This is a genomic window from Type-F symbiont of Plautia stali (assembly GCF_059731105.1).
Map to the genome: position 1 here is coordinate 1,097,262 of NZ_AP035909.1, position 22,471 is coordinate 1,119,732.

Here is a 22,471-nt window from a genome sequence, read left to right on the forward strand (position 1 = left end):
GAAAGCGCAGGGAACAGGGGCTGAAGCGGAAAGCGACCCGCGCCATGGACGACGCGGGTCGGGGGTGTCAGAGAGGGCGGTTTTTGCCTGACCGTGTTTCCTGCGCTGGCTGGATCTCACCGCTGGCCTTGCGGCATCCAGGCGGTTATCGACGGCGACGCAGCAGGGCAATTACCGCAGCCAGCAGCGTCAGAGACCACACCGGCCAGACGCCCGCTTTCGCGTAGGGCGTTTCCCCCTGGGTCGGGGTAACTTTGCTGGTCAGGACATCGCGGGTGAACTGCGGCAGAATTGACGTCACATCGCCTTTCGCATCCACCACGGCCGTGACGCCATTGTTAGTGCTGCGCAACAGCGGACGACCCAGTTCCAGCGCCCGCATCCGCGCCATCTGGAAATGCTGCCACGGGCCGATCGAGTGACCAAACCAGGCATCATTAGAAACGGTCAGCAGGAAGTTCGTATCGGGATGGAAGTTGGCCCGCACCTGCTCACCCAGCACGATCTCATAACAGATCGCCGTGGTAAGGTGATATCCCGCCACGCTGAGCTGCGGCTGGAGATAGTTGCCCCGGCTGAACGCGGACATCGGTAAATCGAAGAACGGAGCCAGCGGACGCAGCAGATCGGCCAGCGGCACAAATTCACCAAACGGCACCAGATGATTTTTCTGGTAGCGGTTGCCACTGAAGTAGTTGTACGGCGCTTTGCCGCCCAGCACGATGACCGTGTTGTAGTCGTGATAGCGGTTCTGCTCCAGCCGGGAGTCAACAATACCGGTGACCAGCGAACTGCCGCGCTGACGCAGCTCATCATCCAGCGAACGCAGGAAGGGCTGCTGGTTGCTTTCCAGATCGGTTATCGCTGACTCCGGCCAGATAATGATCGGCGCTTTGCCCATCAGCGGCTGACTGAGGCCGGTGTAAATGCGCAGCGTGTTAAGCAGCTGCTGCGGGTCCCACTTCATGGATTGCGGAATGTTGCCCTGAACCAGCGCCACCTCGACGGTGCGTTCGGGCATCGGCTCAACCCACTGGAGGTAGCGCAACGGCCACGGCAGCGCCAGCAGCAGCAGCGCGGCGATCAGACTTCTGACATTGCGCTGCTGCAGGGCATAAGCCAGCAGCCCGGCGATAACCATGAGCAGGAAGGTCAGGGTTTCAACGCCCGCCAGCGGTGCCAGACCCTTCAGCGGTCCGTCGATCTGGCTGTAACCAAACTGCAGCCACGGAAAGCCGGTCAGCACCCAGCCGCGCAGAAACTCGGTGATCTGCCACAGCGCCGGGGCGGCCAGCGCCAGTCGCCACAGCGAAGTGCGAGGCCACAGGCGGTTCAGCACACCGGAAAACAGGGCCGGATAGAGCGCCAGATAGGCGGCGAGCAGCGCCACAATAAACACGTTTACCGGGCCGGGCATACCGCCAAAAGTGGCGATGCTGACGTAAACCCAGTTGACGCCGCTGCCAAACAGGCCCAGCCCCCAGACAAAGCCGATGGCGCTGGCCTGCGGAGTGGAACGGTTAAGGTTCAGCAGCTGTAAACCGCACAGTGACAGCAGTGCGGCGGGCCAGAAATCGTAGGGGGAGAAGGCGAGGGTGCCAGACGCACCCGTTATTAAAGCCAGCAGCAGGCGAACCCGCTGACGCGGGTAAAGTGAGGCGAAAGCCATAGACTTATTCGTCTTCCAGTTGAGGTTGTGGCGCGTTTTCCGGAATAGTCACATGAACCTGGATGATGCGTCGGCTGTCCGCCATCGCCACCTTGAACTGGTAACCTTCAATCTCGATGCTTTCACCGCGTGCAGGCAGATGGCCGAAGCCCTGCATCACCAGGCCACCGATGGTGTCGACTTCATCATCACTGAACTGCGTGCCAAACACCTCATTGAAATCTTCAATGGCGGTCAGCGCGCGCACCGTGAAGGTGTGGCGGTTGAGCTGACGGATATCACGATCTTCTTCGTCGTCATACTCATCTTCAATCTCACCGACGATCAGTTCCAGGATATCTTCAATGGTCACCAGGCCGGAGACGCCGCCAAACTCATCAATCACGATCGCCATGTGGTAACGCTGGGAGCGAAACTCTTTCAGCATCCGATCCACACGCTTACTTTCCGGCACCACCACCGCAGGACGCAGCACTTTTTCAATGCTGAAAGGTTCAGATTCGCTGCTCATAAACGGCAGTAAATCTTTCGCCATCAGGATACCTTCCACATGATCTTTATCTTCGCTGATCACCGGGAAGCGGGAGTGCGCGGAGTCGATGATGACATCCAGACACTCTTCAAGGCTCTGATTCCGTTTCAGGGTGATCATCTGCGAGCGCGGGATCATGATGTCACGCACGCGCTGCTCCGCAATATCCAGTACCCCTTCGAGCATGTCGCGGGTGTCCTGGTCAATCAGCTCTTTGTTATTCGAGTCGCGGATCAGCTCCAGTAGCTCATCACGGTTTTTGGGTTCGCCGTGAAAAAGCTGGTTGATTAACAGGGAGAAAAATCCCTTTTTACTACTGGGTGCATCGCTGTTTTGAGAATGGTCGTCGCTCATGGCGGTTTTTAAAGATCTCTCTGGTGAGGAATGGGGGCTGTCAGCCACATGCACTGACAGCCGGATAGCCTGAATGCGGGACTCAGGCGTCTTCTTTCTCCGAAATGTACGGATCAGGATACCCAAGAGCAAGCATTATCTCGGTCTCCAGCCCTTCCATTTCATCGGCTTCATCGTCATCAATATGGTCATATCCCAGCAGATGCAGCGTGCCGTGCACGACCATGTGGGCCCAGTGCGCCTCCACGCTTTTACCCTGTTCAGCCGCTTCCTGCTCAACCACCTGACGGCAGATAATGAGATCGCCCAGCAGCGGCAGCTCAATACCCGGCGGGGCTTCAAACGGGAAGGAGAGCACGTTAGTCGGCTTGTCTTTACCGCGATAAGTCAGATTAAGCTCATGACTTTCTGCTTCATCAACCAGACGGACGGTGACTTCGCTGTCGGGCTGAAAAGGGGCAACCGCCGCCGAAAGCCAGCGATGAAACTGGCTTTCATCCGGCAACCCTGCGCTGTTTTCACAGGCGACCTGCAGGTCGAGAATCACCTCGCTCATTTGCTCTCCTGGGTTGCGTTCTGCGCCGCCAGTGCTTCACGTTTGCGCTCTTCAGCCTGCTGGTCACGACGAGTCTGATCGGCCGCTTCCCAGGCTTCATAGGCGGTGACAATGCGGGCCACGACAGGATGGCGAACCACATCCTCGCTGTGGAAGAAGTTGAAGCTAATCTCCTCCACATCAGAGAGCACCTCAATGGCATGACGCAGGCCGGACTTAACGTGGCGCGGCAGGTCAATCTGGGTCACGTCGCCGGTAATGACCGCTTTGGAGTTAAAGCCGATACGCGTCAGGAACATCTTCATCTGTTCGATGGTGGTGTTCTGGCTCTCATCAAGAATGATAAACGCATCGTTCAGGGTACGACCACGCATGTAGGCCAGCGGGGCCACTTCAATGACGTTACGCTCCATCAGCTTTTCAACCCGCTCAAAACCGAGCATTTCAAACAGCGCATCGTAGAGCGGACGCAGATAGGGGTCGACTTTCTGGCTCAGATCGCCGGGCAGGAAGCCCAGTTTTTCACCCGCTTCTACCGCCGGGCGGGTCAGCATGATACGACGGATCTCCTGACGCTCCAGCGCGTCCACCGCGGCGGCCACGGCCAGATAGGTTTTACCGGTACCGGCCGGGCCGATACCAAAGGTGATATCGTGGTCGAGGACATTTGCGATGTACTGCGCCTGGTTCGGCGTGCGCGGCTTGATAACGCCACGTTTGGTCTTGATGTTGACCGCTTTACCGTACTCCGGCACGCTGTCGGCGGTTTGCTCCAGCACCCGGCTCTCTTTGATGGCGAGATGAATCTGGTCCGGCTCGATATCCGGAATGTCGCCGCGCACGGGTGCCGTATCCACATAGAGCGTTTTCAGGATATCGGCGGCGGCATTGACGCACAGAGGGCGTCCAACCAGCTTAAAGACGTTGTCGCGACGATTGATCTCAATACCCAGTCGGCGCTCGAGCTGTTTCACATTGTCATCGAACGGCCCGCACAGGCTCATCAGACGACGGTTATCAGCCGGTTCAAGGGCGATTTCACGAGTTTCGATATTCAAACGAATCCTTTGGGTCACTCAGGGCCAGTTATGGGGTGTGTCTGACGCACCGTTGAGCTTAACCGGATGCACCATAACGAAATTATTTATGCCGTAACGCCTGGGCGCAAGCTTAAGGAGAGATATTTGGGCAACAGCTTCAGAAAGCAAGTGTCGCAATGTGAAACGGGCGGCAGCGCGAAGCGCGCTGCCGCACAATAAAGCCGGTATCACGGCTGGAAGAGACCCACGCCGATGTCGTTCTCTTTGCGGGTGCGGGCAATCACAGACGCCGGGCTCTGTGCCATGCGCAGGCCCATCTCATCTTCCGTGCGCACCAGCCTGCCGCGCAGGGAGTTGGTGTAGACATCGACAATTTCAACATCCACAAACCGGCCGATCATCTCAGGTGAGCCTTCAAAGTTGACCACGCGGTTATTTTCGGTGCGGCCAGAGACTTCCATGACGTTCTTGCGGGAGATGCCTTCAACCAGAATACGCTGCACGGTGCCCAGCATGCGGCGACTGATCGCCTGCGCCTGCTGGTTGATGCGGTCCTGCAGGATCCACAGGCGCTGCTTCTTCTCCTCCTCGCTGACATCATCCGGCAGGTCAGCGGCGGGCGTGCCGGGACGGGCTGAGTAGACAAAGCTGAAGCTGACATCGAAATTCACGTCGGCGATGAGCTTCATGGTCTGCTCGAAATCCTGCTGGGTTTCACCCGGGAAACCGATGATGAAGTCAGAGCTGATCTCAATATCGGGACGCGCCGCGCGCAGCTTGCGGATAATCGCTTTATATTCCAGTGCCGTGTGAGCACGTTTCATCAGCGTGAGAATGCGGTCTGCGCCGCTCTGCACCGGCAGATGGAGGAAGCTCACCAGCTCCGGCGTATCACGGTAGACATCAATGATGTCATCCGTGAACTCAATCGGGTGGCTGGTGGTGAAGCGGATGCGGTCAATACCGTCGATGGCGGCGACCAGGCGCAGCAGCTCAGCGAAGGTACAGGTGTCGCCATCAAAGGAAGCACCGCGCCAGGCGTTGACGTTCTGACCCAGCAGGTTCACTTCGCGCACGCCCTGCGCCGCCAGCTGAGCAATCTCCAGCAGAATGTCGTCACACGGACGGCTCACTTCCTCACCACGGGTGTAAGGCACCACGCAGAACGTACAATATTTGTTGCAGCCTTCCATGATGGAGACAAAGGCTGTCGGACCTTCTGCGCGGGGTTCCGGCAGGCGGTCAAACTTTTCGATTTCCGGGAAGCTGATGTCTACCACCGGGCTTTTACTGCCGCGCACGGTGTTGATCATCTCCGGCAGGCGGTGCAGGGTCTGCGGGCCAAATACGATGTCCACGCAGGGCGCTCGCTGACGAATATGATCTCCTTCCTGTGACGCCACACAGCCGCCCACGCCAATGATCACATCCGGGTTACGCTCTTTCAGCTTTCTCCAGCGCCCCAGCTGGTGGAAAACCTTCTCCTGCGCTTTTTCGCGGATAGAGCAGGTGTTAAGCAGCAGAACATCCGCTTCTTCAGCGACCTCGGTCAGCGTATAGCCGTGCGTACTGTTCAGCAGATCAGACATCTTCGATGAATCATACTCATTCATCTGACATCCCCAGGTTTTGATATGCAGTTTTTTTGTCATCGCGCTAGCCATTGATTCAGTGCAGTGAAGTGCGGGGCGCGTATTGTAATGCTTTGATGCGGTTGTGACCAGCCTGCGGGCTTTTCTGTCAGCTATCCGGTTTTCCGGTACACTTTGCTGTATTCAGACCCGTGTTGCGCAGGCGGACGGGATTAAGAGAAGGATAGAAGCAATGCAGGATAATCAGTTTGATGTGGTGATTGTCGGGGGAGGCATGGTGGGTGCTGCGCTGGCCTGTGGACTGACGCAGCAGCGTTTTCGCGTGGCGGTCATTGAACGCGCCGAGCCTGCCACCTTTGATGCCGACAGCGATCCCGATCTGCGCATTTCAGCGATCGGTTCCTCCTCGGTGGCGTTACTGAAGCAGCTCAGCGTCTGGCCGCGGGTGGAAGCGATGCGAAGCGCCCCTTATCGCAGGCTGGAAACCTGGGAGTGGCAGACGGCGCAGGTGAGTTTCGATGCCGCCTCGCTGGGATTGCCGGAGCTGGGCTTCATGGTCGAGAACAGCGTTCTTCAGCGCGCGTTGTGGGAAGAGATGCAGTCGCGGGATGTGACCTGCTACTGCCCGGCCACGCTGGAAAATCTGCAGCCGGAAAACGGCGGCTGGCGCGTCGACCTGAGCGATGGCGTGACCCTGCATACCCGGCTGGTGATCGGCGCCGATGGAGCCAATTCGCAGGTGCGGCAGATGGCCGGCATCGGCATTCATGGCTGGAGCTATGCGCAGTCCTGTTTACTGATCAGCGTGACCTGTGAACATCCGGCAGGCGATGCCACCTGGCAGCACTTCACTCCTCAGGGGCCACGCGCCTTTTTGCCGCTGTATGACAACCGGGCCTCGCTGGTCTGGTATGACGCACCGGCAAGAGTCCGTCAGCTTCAGGCGATGCCGATGGCTCAGCTGGAAAAAGAGATTGCCAGTCACTTCCCGGCGCGGCTGGGACGTTTTAAAGCCCACGCGGCGGGCAGTTTCCCGCTGGTGCGCCGTCACGCTTCGCAGTATGTGCTGCCGGGGCTGGCGCTGGTTGGCGATGCGGCGCACACCATCAATCCGCTGGCCGGGCAGGGCGTCAATCTGGGCTATCGCGATATTGATGCGTTGATTGATGTGCTGGTCAGCGCGCGCGATGCGGCGGAAGAGTGGGCCTCTGAGCGGGTGCTGCAGCGTTATCACCGCAAGCGCCGCCGCGACAACATGCTGATGCAGGGGGGGATGGATCTCTTCTACTTCGCCTTCAGCAATCAGCTGGCTCCGCTGCGGTTTGCACGAAATCTCGGCCTGATCGCCGCCGAACATTCCGGGGTACTGAAGCGGCAGGTGCTGCGCTACGCGCTGGGATTGTAACAGAGAGGCGGTCTGGCTCACCGCAGGGTGGGTCAGCCGTCAGAAAGGCAGAGGACAAAAACAACAAAGCCCGCAAAAGCGGGCCTGTTGTGCAATTTGGCTGGGGTGCAGGGATTCGAACCCCGGAATGCTGGTATCAGAAACCAGTGCCTTACCGCTTGGCGACACCCCAATAATGGTGTTTTTCAAATTGTCTTTGTATGGCTGGGGTGCAGGGATTCGAACCCCGGAATGCTGGTATCAGAAACCAGTGCCTTACCGCTTGGCGACACCCCAATTATATGGTGGCTACGACGGGAATCGAACCTGTGACCCCAGCATTATGAGTGCTGTGCTCTAACCAGCTGAGCTACGTAGCCAAATTGTACTGCATTTTAATGATGGCTGGGATACCTGGATTCGAACCAGGGAATGCCGGTATCAAAAACCGGTGCCTTACCGCTTGGCGATATCCCATTCGTCCGTTCTCAGCATCGAGAATCATCAAAATTGGCTGGGATACCTGGATTCGAACCAGGGAATGCCGGTATCAAAAACCGGTGCCTTACCGCTTGGCGATATCCCATCCACGCTGCCGAATAATGAAATGGTGCGGGAGGCGAGACTTGAACTCGCACACCTTGCGGCGCCAGAACCTAAATCTGGTGCGTCTACCAATTTCGCCACTCCCGCAAAAAAAGATGGTGGCTACGACGGGAATCGAACCTGTGACCCCAGCATTATGAGTGCTGTGCTCTAACCAGCTGAGCTACGTAGCCATCTTTTTTTCGCGTTACCTTCATCGGCGTTGCGGGGCGCATTATGCGGAGTTGACCTGACAGCGTCAACAATTTTTTTACCGATTTTTGCCTGGTTATGGCTGTTTGCGTGGCTTATAACCAGCATGGCGGTTTATTCGGCAATTTTTCAGTGAATACAACGCTAATCGTCAAAAAAATGGGCCGCAGCGGGCCCATTCTGACCGTGCTCAGTCGGCTTATTGATAGGCTGACTGATGCACACCAACGGCACGACCTGATGGATCGTTCATGTTTTTAAACGCCTCGTCCCACTCGATCGCTTTGGCTGACGAACAGGCTACTGATGGACCGCCTGGCACACACTCCGCGGCGCTGGCCAGCGGGAACAGCTCTTCAAAGATCTCACGGTAGAGATAGGCTTCCTTCGACCCCGGCGTGTTGTGCGGGAAGCGGAAGTGAGCGGTTGCCAGTTGCTGGTCGCTGATTTGCTTCGCAGCCACCTCTTTCAGCGAGTCAATCCAGCTGTAACCGACGCCATCTGAGAACTGCTCTTTCTGACGCCACGCCACGCTTTCCGGCAGGTAGGAGGAGAAACATTCACGCAGAATGTGCTTCTCCATTTTGCCGTTGCTGCCACACATTTTATCTTCCGGGTTGATACGCATCGCCACATCCAGGAATTTTTTATCCAGGAACGGCACGCGGGCCTCAACGCCCCAGGCGGACATCGCTTTGTTGGCGCGGGCACAGTCGAACATATGCAGCGCCTGCAGTTTACGCACGTTTTCTTCGTGGAACTCTTTAGCGTTGGGGGCTTTATGGAAGTAAAGGTAGCCGCCGAACACTTCATCTGCGCCTTCGCCTGACAGCACCATCTTGATGCCCATAGCCTTGATTTTACGCGACATTAAGTACATCGGCGTGGAGGCACGGATGGTGGTGACGTCATAGGTTTCAATGTGATAAATCACATCGCGAATTGCATCCAGACCTTCCTGCACGGTGAAATGAATCTCATGGTGCACGGTGCCCAGATGTTCCGCCACGGCTTTCGCCGCTTTCAGATCGGGTGAGCCTTCCAGCCCGACAGCAAAGGAGTGAAGCTGTGGCCACCACGCATCACTTTTATCCTGGTCTTCAACACGCTTTGCCGCAAAACGTTTGGTCACGGCGGAAATGATGGAGGAGTCCAGGCCGCCCGACAGCAGCACACCATAAGGCACATCTGACATCAGGTGACTTTTCACAGACTCTTCCAGCGCATTCTTCAGACCGGCCGCATCGGTGGTGTTGTGCTCAACGTTTTTGTACTCCATCCAGTCACGCTGCCAGTAACGACGGATTTCGCCATCGGTGCTGGAGAGGTAGCTTCCCGGCGGAAACTCTTTAATCGAACGGCAGACCGGCACCAGCGCTTTCATTTCTGACGCGACATAGAGGTTGCCATGCTCATCGTTACCCATATAGAGCGGGATGATACCGATATGGTCACGGCCAATCAGATACGTGTTTTTGACGCTGTCATAGAGGATGAAGGCGAACATGCCTTCCAGGTCATCAAGGAAGTCGACCCCTTTCTCCTGATAGAGCGCCAGAATCACTTCACAGTCAGAACCGGTCTGAAACGCATAGCGATCGCTGAGTTCCGCGCGCAGCGCCTGATGGTTATAAATTTCGCCGTTGACTGCCAGGACATGGGTGTGGTCGGCGTTGTACAGCGGCTGTGCGCCGTTGTTAACGTCAACAATTGAGAGACGTTCATGCGCCAGGATGGCATGGTCATCGGCGTAAACGCCTGACCAGTCCGGGCCGCGATGACGCATTAAGCGTGAACATTCCAGCGCCTTTTTGCGCAGCTCAACAGGATCGCTTTTCAGATCCAGCACACCAAAAATTGAACACATAACTGACTCCTGAGCTCACCTTACGGCGATGTTATCTTTTAGGTTTGTCCGGCAGCCTGACGCTGCGTGATAGATAAGAAAATGCGCTATTTGGTGCCGTCAATGCAAGAGGAATCGTGATTTACTGATAAAAATATTGATCACATGACGATAAAATTGAATAAACGATAATTTAAGAGCTTATTTGTTGTTGGATCTGCAATGAAATGCATTTTTTGAGCAAAAATCAGGCGGCAAACAGGGGGTAAAAGCGGAGAAAAAGGGGAGACGCATCACAATTCAGCCCGATGCGTCATAAGCAAACTGAATCAGAACAGGTCGATATCGGCAACAGAGGGGTAGATCCAGTCCGGGCGGAAGGGCATCGCGTCGATATCGCTCAGGGTGGAGACGCCAGAGAGCACCAGCACCGTCTCCAGACCCGCCTGGAAACCGGCCAGAATATCGGTGCGCAGGTTATCGCCGACGATGACCGTCTCTTCGGAGTGAGCCTGCATTTTGTTCAGCGCGGCACGCATGATGTAAGGGCTTGGTTTGCCCACAACAAAGGGGCTGCGGCCGGATATCTTCTCAATCCCCGCACAGAGTGCGCCACAGGCGGGAATAAACCCACGCGCATGGGTATCGGGATTGGTGGCAATAAAGCGAGCGCCGTTGGCAACAAAGAAGGCCGCTTTATGCATCATGTCCCAGTTAAAGGAGCGGGTCTCTCCGACAATCACAAAGTCGGGATTCACATCAGTAATGGTAAAGCCCGCTTTGTAGAGTTCATGAATCAGCGCGCCCTCACCAATCACATACGCCTTTTTGCCCTCCTGACGGCGCAGGAAGTCCGCGGTGGCCATTGCCGAGGTGTAGAAGACGGAATCGGGCACCTCAACGCCTGCTGAGGCAAAACGGTTAGCCAGATCCTGCTCAGTCTGCGAAGGGTAGTTGGTCAGCACCACCAGCGGCATCTCTTTGGCCAGAATGCGCTGCAGAAATTCCTGTGCGCCGGGAACGGCCGTGTTGTCGTGCATCAGCACGCCATCGATATCACAAATTACGCTTTTTATGGTCATAGTCAGATCCGGTGTGGCCCGCCACAGCAGCGGGTGAGCTTAATCTTCCAGAAGGTGTTGCAGCAGAATGCCGTTAAGCATGGCACGTTTAGCCAGCGCAAAGGCACCAATCGCAGAACGATGATCCAGTGTCGAACGAACAACCGGCAGATGCTTACGGAAGGCCTCTAACGCCTGGGTATTAATGCAGCCCTCAATCGCGGGTAGCAGCACTTTTTCTGCTTCGGTAATCTCTCCCGCCAGCACCACTTTTTGTGGATTAAACAGGTTGATGGCGATGGCAATCGCCTTGCCGAGATAGCGCCCCACGTGCTCGATAACTTCACAGGCCAGGGCATCACCCTGATTCGCCGCTTTGCAGATGTGGGGCATCTGGCACGCCTCCAGCGTCAGTACACTGGGGTAGCCCTGATTCAGCAGGTGACGCACACGGTTTTCAATGGCGCCATTGGCAGCAATGGTTTCCAGACAGCCAAAGTTACCGCAGTGGCAGCGTTCGCCTAACGGATCGACCTGAATGTGGCCGATCTCGCCGACGTTACCGTTACTGCCGAGAAAAATATGGCCGTTGGCGATAATGCCGGCACCGGTCCCCCGGTGTAACCGCACCAGAATTGAGTCAGCACAGTCGCGGCTTGCACCGAAGTAGTGCTCGGCCAGCGCCAGACTGCGGATATCGTGACCCACAAAACTGGTGACGTTAAAGCGTTTCTTCAGGCTGGCGACCAGCGGCCAGTGGCTGACAGCGATGTGCGGCATATAGCGAATCACGCCGTTAATCGGGTCGACCAGACCGGGCAGAATCACGGAAATAGCGATCAGCTCGCGGATTTTACGCTGGTGCTGCTCGATGAAGCCGCTGATGGCATTAAACAGCGCATGCTCCAGCGTCTCCTGGGTGCGTTCCGGCAGCGCATAATCCTCCTGCGCCAGCGATTTGCCGCTGAGGTCAAACAGCGTAAGGGTGGCATCGTGACGGCCGAGCCGGACGCCGATAGTCTGGAAGTGGCGGGTTTCAGTGATAATCGAGATAGCGCGGCGACCACCGGTAGACGCCTGCTGGTCTACCTCTTTGATCAGGCCGCGCTCAATCAACTGGCGGGTAATTTTCGTGACGCTGGCGGGGGCGAGCTGACTAAGTTCGGCAATCTGAATGCGCGATATCGGCCCCTGTTGATCAATCAGCCGGTAAACCGCTGCGCTATTAAGTTGCTTAACAAGATCGACATTTCCTATTTGTGACTGGCCGCCAGTGGTCATTCAGTGCTTACTCGCTCAGGACGTCGTCTCCGTTGACAAACGTCTTAATGATTTTAAAGTCGCGCGTAAACACAGTCAGGTTCGCGATTTTTCCTGCTTCGATCGAGCCTAACTGTTTTTCCACGCCCATCGCCCGTGCCGGGTAGAGTGATGCCATGCGCAATGCTTCGTCCAGTGCGATACCCACATGCTCGACGCTGTTCCGTACCGCTTCAATCATCGTCAGGGCTGAACCACTGAGTGTGCCGTTTTCGTCAACACAGAGCCCGTCACGATAATAGATTGTTTTGCCAGCAAAAATAAACTCACTGATTGCCGCGCCCGCTGGTGCGGTGGCATCCGTTACCAGCACCAGCTTGTCGCCTTTTATGCGTTTAGCATTGCGCACGTTAGCGTAATGTACATGTAAACCATCCGCAATAATGCCGCAGTATACATCAGGCGAATCAAACAGCGCACCGATAAGCCCCGGTTCACGACCGGCAAAGGCGGGCATCGCGTTGTAGAGGTGTGTCGCAAAACTCACACCAGCCGAGAAGCCCGCTTTCGCCTCTTCATACGTTGCACTGGAGTGACCGGCAGACACAATGATCCCCGCGTCAGTCAGCTGCCGAATCACCTCGCGACCGGCATTCTCCGGCGCCAGCGTCACTTTGGTGATGACATCGGCGTTGTCACACAGATACTGCACCATCGCCGCATCCGGCAGGCGAATCAGCGCCGGATCGTGGGTGCCTTTCTTCGCCTTGCTGAGCCACGGGCCTTCCAGATGCAGACCCAGCGCCTGATGCTGATGCTTCTGCAGATAGGCGCGCATGGTTTCAATGGCCCGCTTCATCAGGGCATCGCTGCTGGTGATCAGCGTCGGTAAAAAGCTGGTGCAGCCCGATTTCTCATTGGCGCGCTGCATGATCTCCAGCGTTTCAACGCTGAGCGCATCAATGTCATCATTGAACTGCACGCCACCACAGCCGTTAAGCTGGAGATCGATAAAGCCTGGCGCAATGATGGCACCCGCCACATCCCGCAATTCAACATCCGCCGCAACCGCTTCACGCGGGCAGACGTGCGCAATCTGCGTCCCGTCAACCACGACCGCATAGTTATCCAGAATCTCATGACCGCTGTAGATGCGACCGTTGACTAGTGCGTACATCTCTCTTCTCCCGTCCTGGCCTGCTGTCACGCAGCGTAACAGCAGGGCATGACAATGTTCTGTTACACGCCTTTCATATTTTCCGCTTCCATTTCGCGGAAATATTTCACGGTTTTCACTTTCAGTTCCATGGTGGCCGGCTCATCACACACCACCACCGATTTTGCGTGCAGCTGCAGGCAGCTGATGGTCCACATATGGTTGACGTTGCCTTCAACCGCCGCCTGCAGGGCCTGCGCTTTAACATGGCCGGTAACCAGAATCATCACTTCCTCTGCATCCAGCAGCGTGCCGACGCCGACCGTCAGCGCGTATTTAGGCACCTGGTCAACGTCGCCGTTGAAGAAGCGAGAGTTCGCTACGCGGGTATCATGGGTCAGGGTTTTAATGCGGGTTCGCGAAGCCAGCGATGAAGCCGGTTCGTTAAAGGCGATATGGCCGTCGTTTCCGACACCCCCCATAAACAGGTGAATTTTACCCAGCGCGCGAATTTTCTCTTCGTACTGACGACATTCTGCGTCAATATCGGGTGCATTACCATTCAGCAGGTTGATATTTTCCGGTTGAATATCAACGTGATCGAAGAAATTACGATACATGAAGCTGTGATAGCTCTCCGGATGCTCTTTTGGCAGGCCCACATATTCATCCATATTGAACGTCACAACATGCTTAAAACTGACCTGGCCCGCTTTGTGCATATCAATCAGGTGTTTGTATGCCTCCAGTGGCGTGCCGCCGGTAGGCAGACCCAGGACGAAAGGTTTTTCCGCCGTCGGGTTAAACGCGTTAATGCGGTTAACGATATGTCGGGCGGCCCATTTGCCGACCTGGGTTGGCGTCGCTAAAGGAATCAGTCTCATGTTTCACCTCATTTGAAATGGAAAGGGGATCGCTTAACCGTTGCGTAAATCATCAGCCTGAACAGATTTTCTATTCTCGCCACGGCCGGAGCGCAATTCAATATTTCGGATCATAAAATAAGTTTGCATTCATAGCCAGATGTTGCAGTGTGACCCGATGTTTTTTAGTGATAAAAGTCACATATGTCGGGGTTTTAATTTGCGAGGCGAATTAATTTGTCATTACACTTCGCTGCGTGACATGCAGTGTATTTACAATCTTTGCAGCTGACATAACAACATTAAGCGGCGCAAAGCGACAAGTCAGGCTCATAGGGGGAAGGTCCATGTTAAGTTATTTACAGAAGGTAGGGCGGGCACTGATGGTGCCGGTTGCCACCCTGCCAGCGGCAGCGATACTTATGGGGGTAGGGTACTACCTCGATCCCGTCAGCTGGGGTGCAGATAACGCGCTGGCAGCGTTGCTGATTAAGTCCGGTGCGGCGATTATTGAGCACATGTCAGTCCTGTTTGCGATCGGTATCGCCTACGGCATGTCGAAAGATAAAGATGGCGCGGCGGCCCTCACCGGCTTTGTCGGCTTCCTGGTGGTCACCACGCTCTGCTCACCAGCCGCTGTCTCAATGATTCAGAAAATTCCTTTGGCTCAGGTGCCTGCTGCCTTTGGCAAAATCGAAAACCAGTTTGTCGGCATTCTGGTCGGTATTCTCTCGGCAGAAGTCTATAACCGCTTCAGCCACGTCGAACTGCCTAAGGCGCTCTCTTTCTTCAGCGGACGCCGGCTGGTGCCGATTCTTGTTTCGTTCCTGATGATCTTCGTCGCCTTTATCCTGATGTATATCTGGCCGGTGGTGTTCAATGGTCTGGTAGGCTTTGGCGAGCATATCCAGAAGCTTGGCTCGGTCGGAGCCGGTATTTACGCCTTCTTTAACCGTCTGCTGATCCCGGTCGGTCTGCATCACGCGCTGAACTCCGTGTTCTGGTTCGATGTGGCCGGAATTAATGACATTCCTAAATTCCTCGGCGGTGCACAGTCACTGGCGGATGGGTCGGCCACCGTGGGCATTACCGGTCGCTATCAGGCGGGCTTCTTCCCGATCATGATGTTTGGTCTGCCTGGTGCTGCGCTGGCTATCTATCACTGCGCGCGTCCTGAGAATCGCGTCAAAGTGGGCAGTATCATGCTGGCCGCTGCGTTTGCCGCCTTCTTTACCGGGATCACCGAACCGCTGGAGTTCTCCTTCATGTTCGTGGCACCGGTGCTCTATCTGATCCACGCTGTACTGACCGGTATTTCTGTCTTCATCGCCGCCAGCATGCACTGGATCGCCGGATTTGGTTTCAGCGCCGGGCTGGTGGATATGTTCCTCTCCACCCGTAACCCGCTGGCGACCCACTGGTATATGCTGATCCCGCAGGGGCTGGTGTTCTTCGTTATCTATTACGTGGTCTTCCGCTTCACCATCAAAAAATTCAATCTGTTGACCCCTGGCCGCGAGCTGGCGGTGGCCGGTGATGAAAGCGATGGGTATGACGTCAACGTGGACAACAGCGATAACGGCGAAAGCGCCACGGAATCCCTGGCACGTCGCTACATCGGTGCGGTCGGTGGCTCCGCTAACCTGACCAGCATTGACGCCTGCATCACCCGTCTGCGTCTGAACGTGAATGATTCCGCTCAGGTCAACGAGAGCGTGGCGAAGCGTCTGGGCGCGTCCGGCGTTATCCGTCTGAATAAACAGAGCGTGCAGATCATTGTCGGCACCCAGGCGGAAGGCATCGCCTCCGCCATGAAAAAAGTGCTGGCCAAAGGCCCGGTCGCGGCAGCTGCATCCGGCACAACGCCAGCGGCAGAGCCGGAGGTTAAACCGCAGGCCGTGCTGAACAGCGAGAAGCGCGTTATTGCGACGCTGCTGGCACCGGTAACGGGAGAGGTCGTGGCACTGGATGCGGTTCCGGATGAAGCCTTTGCCAGCAAAGCGGTAGGTGACGGGCTGGCCATCAAACCCAGCGACAAATGGGTTGTGGCACCGATTGCCGGAACGCTGGTGAAAATCTTCAATACCAATCATGCATTCTGTCTGGAAACCGACAACGGTGTCGAGATCGTGGTTCACATGGGACTCGATACCGTCGCGCTGGACGGAAAAGGCTTTACCCGGCTGGCGGAAGAGGGAGCCAGCGTGGTAGCCGGTCAGCCGGTGCTGGAGATGGATCTTGAATTCCTGAACGCGAATGCCCGCTCAATGGTGAGTCCGGTGGTGGTCAGTAACAGTGAAGATTTCGCGGGTCTGACACTCCTGGCCCACGGTCCGGTCGTCGCAGGTGAAACCCCGCTGTATGAAGTGAAAGGCTAATCCCCGCAACAGAACCCTACAGGCAGGAAGCGATTCCTGCCTTTTTTGTTTTAAAGGCTTAACAAACGGTTGTTTCCCTCAGACGCTTTGTGGATCATACTCCGTTACTTCGTGGTACAAATCACCCGTTATTCGTATTGAGGATTTTTGAGATGAGTGAGGCTGAAGCCCGCCCAACTAACTTTATTCGTCAGATCATTGACGAAGATTTGGCGAGCGGTAAGCACAGCAGCGTGCATACCCGTTTTCCGCCGGAGCCCAATGGCTATCTGCACATTGGTCATGCGAAATCGATCTGTCTGAATTTTGGCATCGCCCAGGATTATCAGGGGCAATGCAACCTGCGTTTCGACGATACCAATCCGGTTAAAGAGGATATGGAATTCGTTGAATCCATCAAGCGTGACGTCCAGTGGCTGGGTTTTGAGTGGAGCGGTGAAGTCTGCTACTCATCAGACTATTTCGATCAGCTCTACAACTATGCCGTTGAGCTGATTACCAAAGGGCTGGCTTACGTTGATGAGCTGAGCCCGGATCAGATTCGCGAATATCGTGGCACCCTGAAAGAGCCGGGCAAAAACAGCCCGTATCGCGATCGCAGCGTGGAAGAGAACCTGGCGCTGTTTGAAAAAATGCGAAACGGTGGCTTTGCGGAAGGCACGGCCTGTCTGCGCGCCAAAATCGATATGGCTTCGAACTTCATCGTTATGCGCGATCCGGTGCTTTACCGCATCAAGTTTGCGGAACATCACCAGACCGGCAACAAGTGGTGCATCTACCCGATGTATGACTTTACCCACTGCATTTCCGATGCGCTGGAAGGCATTACACACTCGCTCTGTACGCTGGAGTTCCAGGACAACCGCCGTCTTTATGACTGGGTGCTGGACAACATCACGATTCCGGTTCATCCGCGCCAGTATGAGTTCTCGCGCCTGAATCTGGAGTATGCGGTGATGTCAAAACGCAAACTCACTCAGCTGGTGACCGAGAAGCACGTAGAAGGATGGGACGATCCACGCATGCTGACCGTTTCAGGTCTGCGCCGTCGTGGTTACACCGCAGCTTCTATCCGTGAGTTCTGCCGTCGTATTGGCGTGACCAAGCAGGATAACATCGTCGAAATGGCGTCACTGGAATCCTGCATCCGTGACGATCTGAACGAAAATGCGCCACGCGCGATGGCAGTACTCGATCCCCTGAAAGTGGTGATCGAAAACCTGCCCGCCGGTCACAACGAGGTCATCACCATGCCTAACCATCCGGGTAAACCGGAGATGGGCACGCGTGAAGTGCCGTTCAGCCGTGAGATCTGGATTGACCGTGCAGATTTCCGCGAAGAGGCGAACAAACAATATAAGCGTCTGGTTCTGGGCAAAGAAGTCCGTCTGCGCAACGCCTATGTGATCCGTGCAGAGCGGGTAGCCAAAGATGAAGCGGGCAACATTACCTGCATCTACTGCACCAGCGACGTGGATACCCTGAGCAAAGATCCGGCCGATGGCCGCAAAGTGAAGGGGGTGATTCACTGGGTGTCTGCGGATCATGCGCAGCCTGCCGAGTTCCGCCTCTATGACCGACTGTTCAGCGTGCCGAATCCGGCCGCGGCTGAAGATTTCCTGGCGGTGATCAACCCTGATTCACTGAGCATCAAAAATGGTTTCGTCGAACCGAGCCTGCGCGATGTGGAAGCAGCCACCCCGTTCCAGTTTGAGCGTGAAGGCTATTTCTGCGCCGACAGCGTTTACTCTAAACCGACGCAGCTGGTGTTTAACCGCACCGTGGGGCTTCGCGATACCTGGGCTAAAACGGGCGAATAATCGTTTAGGGCTGACCTCATAAAATGACAAAAGGGCGATTAATCGCCCTTTTTTATTGCCCCTGTGTTGAGAATTGCCGACGTTTATTCTGGCTTAACGCAAATCCTGCCCGGACTGCCTTGTGAGAGAAATCTGAGTTTAAAAAAATTAATCAATTTCAGGATGTGAATTGTCCGCTTTCAGGTAGGCTATGCGCTCTAAGAGGTAGCAAAGCGGGTTATATAAGGAAAAAAAATGCCAGTCCTCGCTCAGGAAGCCAAACACAGTGTCGTCGTTTTACATCAGCTCATTGAACGTATTTTTAATCAGCCTGCCGGATCGGATGACAGCTTTGAGCTGATGATGTCCTTTTTCCATCCTGATTTCCGCATGGTGACGCCAAAAGGTAAAGAGTACGATCTTAACGCGGTCGAAGAGCTGTTCCGACAGCTGCAGGGGCAGCGGGAAGGGATGCGAATTGCGACCTGTGAGCACGTCATACTCTCTCATCACGAAAATGAGATCACCGTGCAGTATCGTGAGATGCAGATGCTGAATGGTAATAACCAGAGCCGTATTTCGCTGGCGATTCTGGATTGCAGCAGCTCGAATCCACGCTGGCGTTATCTGCAGGAGACGCTGGTGGCCTGAGGGTTCAGCAGAGCACAGACGAAAAAAAACCGGTCACGTAACCGGTTTTTTTATTTCCGCCCGCCAGATTACTGGTCGTGCAGGGTCTCATCTTCACGGCAGTCGCCCAGCGTACAGTGTCCGTACAGATAGAGGCTGTGGTTGGTCAGCTTGATGCCGTGGCGGGTCGCGATTTCACGCTGACGCGTTTCGATGGATTCATCGCTGAACTCAATAACCTTGCCGCAGTCCAGGCAGATCAGGTGATCGTGGTGATGCTGCTGCGTCAGTTCGAAAACGGATTTGCCGCCTTCAAAGTTGTGACGGGTCACAATACCGGCGTCGTCGAACTGGTTCAGCACGCGGTAAACGGTGGCCAGGCCAATCTCTTCGCCGATGTCGATCAGGCGTTTATACAAATCTTCCGCGCTGACGTGATGGCACTCAGGTTCCTGAAGCACTTCCAGAATTTTCAGTCTGGGCAGTGTCACTTTCAGGCCAGCCTTCTTTAATGCGGTGTTGTTGTCAGTCATGCGGATTTTGTCCTGTTACTAATATTCACTTTTGTGGCTTGTCGCCTTGAATGTCGATCTGTGCTCATTCGCATTTGCGTCTCATTATAGAGCTCAGGGGATGAAATGAAAACCTGAGGGCCGTGAATCATCATGGGCGATGGGGGAAGCTTCACCGGGCCGGGGAGGATTCTGGCAGAGGTCTTTCAGCACATCACTGCGTCATACCGCCTGAGCTAATACGCGGAAGATCGATGCGGGTATTCTACAGATTAAACGAAGAAAGTTAAAAAAATGTGGCTATTATTTCTATAGGAAATTCCATTGCCTCAATGTGAGCTGGCGCTCACATTGAGGCGGGGTGCATCAGGCTTCGATGATCTCTTTCAGCTGCAGTTCATCAAAAATCTGCTTAACCCACTGATCGACGCGCTGGCTGGTCAGCTCAGGCTGACGATCTTCGTCAATGGCCAGGCCCAGGAAGTGCGTCTCATCAGCCAGACCTTTTGAGGCTTCGAAATGGTAGCCTTCTGTTGGCCAGTGACCCACGATAACGGCGCCGTGCGGCTCGATAATGTCGCGGATTGTGCCCATCGCATCACAGAAATATTCAGCGTAATCTTCCTGGTCGCCACAGCCAAACAGGGCAACCAGCTTGCCGTTGAAATCGATCTCTTCCAGCGTCGGGAAGAAGTCATCCCAGTCGCACTGCGCTTCACCGTAGTACCAGGTCGGGATGCCCAGCAGCAGGATATCAAACGCTTCCAGGTCTTCTTTTGTACTTTTCGCGATGTCATGCACTTCTGCAACATCTTTACCCAGCTGTTTCTGGATCATTTTTGCAATGTTTTCGGTGTTGCCGGTATCGCTGCCAAAGAAGATGCCTACGAGTGCCATGAGTAAAATAACCTCTTAAATCCTGATAATGAGATGTGTGCCGCAGCACATTTCTGCGAATAATAGCAGACGAGACAAACCCGCGGAACGGTTAAAGCCTCGACATTTGCTCCTGCGTGCGATTTGCCCGCATCAATCCAGTTTGAGCTGCGCCAGCAGCATCTGTTCAATCAGTTCGCTGCGGCTGAGATTACGCTGCGCGGCCAGCGAATTAAGTGCATCGACGGCCTCACTGTTCATTTTCAGTTCGACACGACGCAGTCCGCGCCCTTTGTCACGTTTCAGTTGATTGCGCTTATTGATGCGCAGCTGTTCATCACGCGAAAGCGGACTGGTTTTGGGGCGACCCGGGCGGCGCTCATCAGCAAACAGATCGAGCGTCGTGCGGTCAGTGTGTTCTTTTGCCATGGCTTAGTAAAACTGAATGGGTGCGGGCGCCAGACGCTCACCGCGCAGATTATAAATTATTGGCCGTTGCCGCAGAAAAATCGACCTGTGGCAAAATTTTAGCGCGCCATCATACTGCACGCTTACTCCGGACGCCAATCCTAAACCTTTACTGCCATCTATTTGCTTTTAAAGCGCAAAAAAGCGCCGCACACTGCGCAAAACGGCATCGGGCTTCTCAGCATGGACCCAGTGGCCCGCACCGCCGATCACGTGGGCCTGCGCCGCCGGGAACTGCTGAAGTAACGCATCGCGATAGCGGTTATCCAGGTAACTGGAGTCGCCGCCGCGGATAAAGAGAGCCGGATGAGGCCAGGCGGGAACAGGCTGCCAGCCAGAAAGGGTAGGGTAGTTATCCCACAGCACCGGCACGTTAAAGCGCCATTGCCCGTCATGAAATGACTTCAGCAGGAACTGAATGACCCCTTCTTCTTCAATCACCGGCCGCATAATGCGGGCCGCCTCGCTGCGCAGCGTCACGCCCGCCTCTGAAACGGCGCGAATACCGGCAAAGATCAGGTCGTGGCGCCGGGTCTGATAATCGACCGGCGCGATATCGATCATCACCAGCCGCTCAATGCGATCCGGCACCAGCGCGCTCATGGTCATGGCGATTTTACCGCCCATCGAATGACCGATGACCGCGACGCGATCGATGCCGTGCGCATCCAGCGTATCGACCATATCCTGCGCCATTACAGCGTAGTTCATCTCCTCCGATCGCGGCGAGAGTCCATGGTTACGGACATCCACCTGCAGCAGTGGCCCGGCATCTTTCAGGCCACGGGCCAGCACGCCGAGGTTATCCAGACTGCCAAACAGACCGTGAATAAGCAGGATGGGCAGAGAATCAGCAGGGGATTGTTCAGTTTGCAGACGGGCGTTCAAAATCATAGCAAAGTTCTTAAGTTTGAGACCTGAGCTTAGGTTATCATGGTTTCACCTTTTCAGGCGCGCCGGTTCCGGCGGCATTAGGACATATTCTGACTTTTGCCCGTAAACCGTTTGATTGCTAACAACCCGCCTGAATTTAACTTTATAATCCTCATGTTAGAACCCGCACATCCGTTGAATTGTCTGACTATACTCAGGGCTTTTCAGGAAAGAGGTGGTTCTGTCATGAGAAAGAACCGTACGGAATAAGATGAAAACGATCGAAGTTGACGAAGAGCTCTACCGTTATATTGCCAGCCACACGCAGCACATTGGTGAAAGCGCATCTGACATTCTGCGTCGTATGCTGAAGTTTACGGCCGGTCAGACGGCACCCGCTTCGCCGGCTCAGCCTGCCTCAAAAGATGCAGCGAAAGAGGCGCCGTCTGCGCCTGTGGGTTCGCGCCCGCAGGATCGTGTGCGCGCGATGCGTGAGCTGCTGCTCTCCGATGAATATGCGGAGCAGAAGCGGGCGGTCAATCGCTTTATGCTCGTTTTGTCAACGCTCTATCGTCTTGATACCGCAGCCTTTGCTGAGGCCACTGCATCGCTGCAGGGCCGCACCCGCGTCTACTTTGCAGGTGATGAGCATACGCTGTTGCAGAATGGCACCCATACTAAGCCGAAGCATGTGCCCGGCACGCCGTACTGGGTGATCACCAACACCAATACCGGCCGTAAATGCAGCATGATCGAACACATCATGCTGTCGATGCAGTTCCCTGCGGAACTCACCGAAAAAGTTTGCGGCACCATCTAAAACT

Annotated in this window: 19 protein-coding genes and 7 tRNA genes; 5 read left to right on the forward strand and 21 right to left on the reverse strand. The window is 55.3% G+C overall.

What is annotated here, in order from left to right; all coding sequences use genetic code 11:
- Positions 1-145 precede the first annotated feature (145 nt).
- From lnt to miaB, 5 genes are all read right to left on the reverse strand, one after another.
- Positions 146-1,669 carry an apolipoprotein N-acyltransferase gene (gene lnt, locus AC6I7A_RS05090; RefSeq protein WP_058956317.1) on the reverse strand — a complete coding sequence of 508 codons (1,524 nt, stop codon included), beginning with the start codon at positions 1,667-1,669 and terminating at the stop codon, positions 146-148.
- Positions 1,670-1,673: 4 nt separating this feature from the next.
- Complete coding sequence (gene corC / locus AC6I7A_RS05095; protein ID WP_009091478.1) at positions 1,674-2,555, reverse strand: CNNM family magnesium/cobalt transport protein CorC; 882 nt, start codon at positions 2,553-2,555, stop codon at positions 1,674-1,676.
- 82 nt (positions 2,556-2,637) lie between these two features.
- Complete coding sequence (gene ybeY, locus AC6I7A_RS05100; protein WP_058956316.1) at positions 2,638-3,111, reverse strand: rRNA maturation RNase YbeY; 474 nt, start codon at positions 3,109-3,111, stop codon at positions 2,638-2,640.
- The gene (locus AC6I7A_RS05105; protein WP_058956315.1) at positions 3,108-4,169 is read right to left on the reverse strand and encodes a PhoH family protein; all 1,062 of its coding nucleotides are present in this window, start codon (positions 4,167-4,169) and stop codon (positions 3,108-3,110) included. Before AC6I7A_RS05105 ends, ybeY begins: the two co-directional genes overlap by 4 nt.
- A 209-nt stretch (positions 4,170-4,378) precedes the next feature.
- The gene (gene miaB / locus AC6I7A_RS05110) at positions 4,379-5,803 is read right to left on the reverse strand and encodes a tRNA (N6-isopentenyl adenosine(37)-C2)-methylthiotransferase MiaB (RefSeq protein WP_009091472.1); all 1,425 of its coding nucleotides are present in this window, start codon (positions 5,801-5,803) and stop codon (positions 4,379-4,381) included.
- 172 nt (positions 5,804-5,975) lie between these two features.
- Between miaB and ubiF the strand changes: the two genes are divergently transcribed.
- A complete protein-coding gene (ubiF, locus tag AC6I7A_RS05115; protein ID WP_058956314.1) occupies positions 5,976-7,148 on the forward strand; it encodes a 3-demethoxyubiquinol 3-hydroxylase in 1,173 nt (390 codons plus the stop codon).
- A gap of 97 nt (positions 7,149-7,245) precedes the next feature.
- Here ubiF and AC6I7A_RS05120 read toward each other — a convergent pair.
- From AC6I7A_RS05120 to nagB, 12 genes are all read right to left on the reverse strand, one after another.
- Positions 7,246-7,320 (reverse strand) — tRNA-Gln (locus AC6I7A_RS05120).
- Positions 7,321-7,349: 29 nt separating this feature from the next.
- Positions 7,350-7,424 (reverse strand) — tRNA-Gln (locus tag AC6I7A_RS05125).
- 6 nt (positions 7,425-7,430) lie between these two features.
- A tRNA-Met gene (locus AC6I7A_RS05130) sits at positions 7,431-7,507 on the reverse strand.
- A 22-nt stretch (positions 7,508-7,529) separates the two neighbouring features.
- Positions 7,530-7,604: transfer RNA gene (locus AC6I7A_RS05135), tRNA-Gln, on the reverse strand.
- A 34-nt stretch (positions 7,605-7,638) separates the two neighbouring features.
- Positions 7,639-7,713: transfer RNA gene (locus AC6I7A_RS05140), tRNA-Gln, on the reverse strand.
- 22 nt (positions 7,714-7,735) lie between these two features.
- Positions 7,736-7,820: transfer RNA gene (locus AC6I7A_RS05145), tRNA-Leu, on the reverse strand.
- Positions 7,821-7,829: 9 nt separating this feature from the next.
- Positions 7,830-7,906: transfer RNA gene (locus AC6I7A_RS05150), tRNA-Met, on the reverse strand.
- Positions 7,907-8,124: 218 nt separating this feature from the next.
- Positions 8,125-9,792 carry an asparagine synthase B gene (asnB, locus tag AC6I7A_RS05155; RefSeq protein ID WP_058956313.1) on the reverse strand — a complete coding sequence of 556 codons (1,668 nt, stop codon included), beginning with the start codon at positions 9,790-9,792 and terminating at the stop codon, positions 8,125-8,127.
- A gap of 308 nt (positions 9,793-10,100) precedes the next feature.
- Positions 10,101-10,853, reverse strand: coding sequence for an HAD-IIA family hydrolase (locus tag AC6I7A_RS05160; RefSeq protein ID WP_009091467.1), 753 nt, complete (start codon positions 10,851-10,853; stop codon positions 10,101-10,103).
- 39 nt (positions 10,854-10,892) lie between these two features.
- Complete coding sequence (gene nagC, locus AC6I7A_RS05165) at positions 10,893-12,113, reverse strand: DNA-binding transcriptional regulator NagC (protein ID WP_046101417.1); 1,221 nt, start codon at positions 12,111-12,113, stop codon at positions 10,893-10,895.
- A gap of 7 nt (positions 12,114-12,120) precedes the next feature.
- Positions 12,121-13,269: an N-acetylglucosamine-6-phosphate deacetylase gene (gene nagA / locus AC6I7A_RS05170; RefSeq protein WP_058956312.1), complete on the reverse strand. Its 1,149-nt coding sequence runs from the start codon at positions 13,267-13,269 to the stop codon at positions 12,121-12,123.
- Positions 13,270-13,331: 62 nt separating this feature from the next.
- Positions 13,332-14,132, reverse strand: coding sequence for a glucosamine-6-phosphate deaminase (gene nagB, locus AC6I7A_RS05175; protein ID WP_009091462.1), 801 nt, complete (start codon positions 14,130-14,132; stop codon positions 13,332-13,334).
- A 326-nt stretch (positions 14,133-14,458) separates the two neighbouring features.
- Between nagB and nagE the strand changes: the two genes are divergently transcribed.
- The 3 genes from nagE to AC6I7A_RS05190 all read left to right on the forward strand — a co-directional run bounded on the left by nagE (position 14,459) and on the right by AC6I7A_RS05190 (position 18,939).
- Positions 14,459-16,489, forward strand: coding sequence for an N-acetylglucosamine-specific PTS transporter subunit IIBC (gene nagE / locus AC6I7A_RS05180; protein ID WP_058956311.1), 2,031 nt, complete (start codon positions 14,459-14,461; stop codon positions 16,487-16,489).
- 152 nt (positions 16,490-16,641) lie between these two features.
- Positions 16,642-18,309 (forward strand): glutamine--tRNA ligase, encoded by a 1,668-nt coding sequence (gene glnS, locus AC6I7A_RS05185; protein ID WP_009091458.1) that lies wholly within the window; start codon positions 16,642-16,644, stop codon positions 18,307-18,309.
- Positions 18,310-18,543: 234 nt separating this feature from the next.
- On the forward strand, positions 18,544-18,939 hold the full coding sequence (locus AC6I7A_RS05190) for a hypothetical protein (protein WP_009091456.1): 396 nt from the start codon (positions 18,544-18,546) through the stop codon (positions 18,937-18,939).
- 68 nt (positions 18,940-19,007) lie between these two features.
- On the opposite strand, the gene fur is transcribed toward AC6I7A_RS05190, so the two are convergent.
- The 4 genes from fur to ybfF all read right to left on the reverse strand — a co-directional run bounded on the left by fur (position 19,008) and on the right by ybfF (position 21,668).
- Complete coding sequence (gene fur, locus AC6I7A_RS05195; protein WP_009091454.1) at positions 19,008-19,451, reverse strand: ferric iron uptake transcriptional regulator; 444 nt, start codon at positions 19,449-19,451, stop codon at positions 19,008-19,010.
- Positions 19,452-19,796: 345 nt separating this feature from the next.
- On the reverse strand, positions 19,797-20,327 hold the full coding sequence (gene fldA, locus AC6I7A_RS05200; protein ID WP_009091452.1) for a flavodoxin FldA: 531 nt from the start codon (positions 20,325-20,327) through the stop codon (positions 19,797-19,799).
- A gap of 132 nt (positions 20,328-20,459) precedes the next feature.
- The gene (gene ybfE / locus AC6I7A_RS05205) at positions 20,460-20,735 is read right to left on the reverse strand and encodes a LexA regulated protein (RefSeq protein ID WP_009091450.1); all 276 of its coding nucleotides are present in this window, start codon (positions 20,733-20,735) and stop codon (positions 20,460-20,462) included.
- 168 nt (positions 20,736-20,903) lie between these two features.
- On the reverse strand, positions 20,904-21,668 hold the full coding sequence (ybfF, locus tag AC6I7A_RS05210) for an esterase (RefSeq protein WP_009091448.1): 765 nt from the start codon (positions 21,666-21,668) through the stop codon (positions 20,904-20,906).
- 250 nt (positions 21,669-21,918) lie between these two features.
- Between ybfF and seqA the strand changes: the two genes are divergently transcribed.
- Entirely contained in the window at positions 21,919-22,467 is a 549-nt protein-coding gene (gene seqA / locus AC6I7A_RS05215) for a replication initiation negative regulator SeqA (RefSeq protein ID WP_009091446.1), read from the forward strand.
- The last annotated feature ends 4 nt before the right edge of the window (positions 22,468-22,471 follow it).